General features: G+C 47.6%; 1 protein-coding gene. It reads right to left on the bottom strand.

What is annotated here, in order from left to right; all coding sequences use genetic code 11:
• Window positions 1–3,654, bottom strand: a 3,654-nt coding sequence (locus ACI32D_RS00680; RefSeq protein ID WP_439774757.1) for an EAL domain-containing protein, incomplete at its 3' end; no start/stop codon positions are given.
• Between the last annotated feature and the right edge of the window lie 369 nt (window positions 3,655–4,023).

Below are 4,023 nucleotides of genomic sequence, written 5' to 3'. Positions count from 1 at the left end.
GATTTCCAAAAGCACCGCGTGCGAAGCCTGAGTCACGTCACCAATTTCCTGCAAAGCATTCTGGATTGCTCTGAAGTACTTGCGGTCATCCAGAAGCTGCTGGTTAGCTTCAAAGAACTCAGCATCAGTTGCCACGATCCGCTTGATTTCTGCACTGTCTCTATCATCCACAGCAAAGACTGTCACCACGCAGTTTGGCACGGTTGACGCCTTGCTGTAGTAGCTGACCCAGCTGCGCAGGGCCCGGCAATAGCACTGGCCGCTTACGGCATAGCCCTTTAAGGCCTTCAAGCTGCTTGTCATCCACTCTTCTTCACCGGAGACATAATCAAGATAACGTTCACCAAACAGCTGCCCCTTATTGACGCCAACTAGCTCACAATAGCGCTCATTGGTAAAGATGTTGATAGTATCAATTACTTTGTCGCCGTGGGCGCTAAGCAGTGGCTTGTTGACCACCATTGGCAAAGGAAGGTCCAAGTATTCGTCAAAGACCTGGAAATCGACTGGATTGACCGTCTGGCTTTGGCTGCGGCGGTTAGCCAGGTTGATTGCCTCCTGGCCATTAGCAACTTCACTGGCTTGGGCCAGGCCGGCAATTGGCTTCAACTTGCAATCAAAGCCACCGATATTCCAGACTCCTTTTAATTCTTTGAGCAGCTGATCGACTTCTGTCTGCATTTCTTCTTTGGCCAAGAAGTTGCTGATGATGATGAAAGACGCATCCTTAACCCGGGCCAAAATAGCACTCTTGCTTGCCTGCTGGCTGATCAGCTTGGCACACTTTTCAATCAAAAGCTGGCAAAAACGTTGACCATATTTCATCTGCAAGTTGCTATAATTGCTGATTTCCAACCAGCAGACGGTATAACTCTGCTTATCGTGCTTCCAAGCCGTATCAAACTGGGCTAGTTCTGGCACCAGGCTGGAGGCATCGAGGAAGTTGGCCAGGTAGTCAAAGCCCCTGCTCTCCAGTGGCTTGTGGCTTTCGGTCTTTTTCAAGTTGACGTCGTCAAAGTAGCCGACCAGACCGATCACCTTGCCGTCTTCAAAAACTGGAAACTTCGAAGCAACGATTTGATGAAGAGCACCTTTGACTATCGCCGTGGTTTTGGCATTTACGGCAGGCTGGCCCGTCTGCAGGACCTCCAACTCATCGTCTCTGAAAGGCTTATTGTTGACGTGCCAGCCGATTTGATCATCCGTCTTGCCCAGCAGCTCACTTTGGCTCTTGAAGCCGTAGAAGTCCAAGAAAGCCTGGCTGACGCCAACAAAGCGTCTTTGCGCGTCCTTCCAGAAGATTTTCAGATTACTTTCTTTGATAATCGTCTTCCAGACCTGGTTTTCCACGTCGCCAAAAGCATTATCCAAGCTTTGGTGCTGATTTTTCATGATGTTTTTCAGCAAACCTTCACGTTGGCTTTCTTCAATTTGGGTGTCGATCTTGACCAAGAGGATGTATTGCTGGTTCTGGTAGCTGATCACCGTATAATCGGCCCAGGCATAGTCGCCGTTTTTAATTTGAGTACGCAAGCTGGTCGTGAACCATTTGTTGTCCAGATTGTCCAGCCGGTCCTGCAAACTTTGATAATCCAGCAGGTTGCGCCATTTGGCCAGGTCATCATGCATCACGCATCTTAAGCCATAATCATAGCGGAAGCTCTGAATGCCGTTGCGCTGAATCCCCGTCTTTTCCCCCGGCAAATCGCTGGCGATTACGTCCCAGCTGTCTTTGGCAAAATCAAGCAAGTAGATCCGGTTGTAAATTGGCAAAATGTTCTTTAAAGAAGAATTCAAGGCAAATTCCCGGTCGCCAACCTCGCCAATCGTCCCATCAATGCGCATTTCCATCAGGCAGACATTGCGACCTTCAACAACTGGCAAAAGAGATATCTGGGAATAGCGGTTGTCATAGATAAAGGTTTTGGCAACCTTCTGATGCTGGACGACTGCCATTTCTGCAATCTTCATCAACCAGTCTTGGTCAATCTTATTCTTGCCCAGGAGCTCCTTAAAAGCCTGGTTTTCAAAAAAGATCCGGCACTCCTGGCCATCATAAGCGCAGAGCGTGATTGGCTGGGGCACCATCACGTCAATAAGGCCCAGCTTGCTGTACATCTTGGCTTCTTCTGAATTCTCAAAGGAAAGCTTCTTGAAGGCCAGACTGGCTTCCAGCTCCTTGATTGGTTGAGGTTTTCCGTAGTAAAAGCCTTGGATGCGCTCGCAGCCAATGCTCTTTAAGAAAGCAACCTGCTCTTCAGTTTCCACCCCTTCCGTCAAAGTATGGATTTTCAAAGACTTGGCCATGGCCACGGCTTTAGAGACGATCTTTTTAGACCGGTCATTAAAATCGCGCATAAAGGCCATATCGATCTTAATTTCGTTAAAGTCAAAATCCTTTAAGGCATTCAAAGAGGAATAGCCACTGCCGAAATCGTCCATCCAGACTTCAAAATTCAGCTGGTGGAAGCGGTCAATCGCCTCAACAATGTCGTGCTGGCTTTGCATTACGGCAGTTTCAGTGATTTCGATGCAGAGCAGCTGATGATTGATCTGGTAATGATCTGCCACTTGGGAAATTTCTTGCACCGGATCAATCACAGTAAAGTCAGACCGGGAAATGTTAATCGAAACTGGAACCACATCCTGGCCATTTTGAAAACGGTCGGCCAGCATTTTAGCCACGTAGTTCAAGACGAACAAGTCCAGCTTGTAGGACAGGTTAGCCCCTTCCAAAACAGGTACGAAGACACCTGGAGAGATCATCCCATATTTAGGGTCAATCCACCGGCTCAAAGCCTCCAAATTGCAGACTTTGTCTGTCAAAGTCCGGATGACAGGCTGGAAGTAAACCTGAACCCAGCCTTTCTCCAGGGCCTCATCAATGTGGTTTAAGATGTATTCCTGCAGGCGGTGTCTTTGGTCCAGTTTTTCATCATAGTAGACGATTCCAGATTTATAAGGGTCTTCCAAAGATTCGCAAGCCACCCGGGCCTGGTTGCAGGCACTGTCAAAATCGCTCTTGGCCAGATCCAGGTTGGCCACTCCAACCCGGACTTCCCGCCGGCTTCTGATCCGGTCGACCAATTCCTTCAGCCTGTCTTCCAGGCCATATTCCTCGCAGTAGGCATAAAAGCGGTCTTCCCCCGACCGGGTGCAGGCCTGGTTGCCAAAGCTCTCCTTGATGCAGTCAGCGACAAAACGAAGCAGGTCATCGCCTTGTTTAAAGCCATACTGGTTGTTGTAGTCCTTCATCCCCACCAAGTCAAAAGAGATAAGGGAAACGTGCTTGCCTTGCTTGATCATTTCTTTTGTCCGGGTCTGGCCAACTTCCTGGAAAGAGCGCAAATCCAGCAAGCCAGTCAAAAGGTCCCGGTTGATGTTGATCGGAGTGATGTAGCACAGACGCAGATCAAAACTAGCGGCTTCTGCCTTGCGGATTTCCATATTGAGCAAATGCTCTTGACCCACGCGATCCTCAACGCTAAGGTGCTCTATCACCGCATTGTCACTGTCAAGCACAGCTCCCGCGTGATCCGGCTCTTGTTCTTTCAAAGGCGGCAGCAATTTTTCCTGGGCAAATATTGCAAACTGAGGCAAGTCTTCGCAGGCAAACAGGTCCAGCAGCTTTTTATTGGCATAGACAATTTCCATTTGTCTGTCTTTGACTTCCAAAACCATAAAGGGCTCTCGAATATAAGTAAAAGACTTTCGCAAGAAATTTGTCAGATTATCTTTCTCAATCATTTTACCAGCTTCTATCTAAGCAATTTACGTAATAAGATATGTTCACAAGCTATTATACTAAATTCCTCAATACTTTTTTAGGAAATCATAATTGTTTAACAATTTTTTGTAAAAGAAAAAACACGATAACACTTGACTTAGAGTAGAAAAAAACCGCTCTCAATCCCGAGAGCGGTTTTTTTCATTATTATGCCAATTTGGCAAACTGGCTGTAGTAGAGCTGACTGTAAAAGCCGCCCTTGGCCAACAGGTCATCGTGTTTGCCGCGTTCAATAA

The sequence above is a fragment of the Lactobacillus sp. genome (assembly GCF_051873315.1).
Taxonomy (GTDB): Bacteria; Bacillota; Bacilli; order Lactobacillales; family Lactobacillaceae; genus Lactobacillus.
This window is presented reverse-complemented; position numbering and strand designations above follow the sequence as displayed.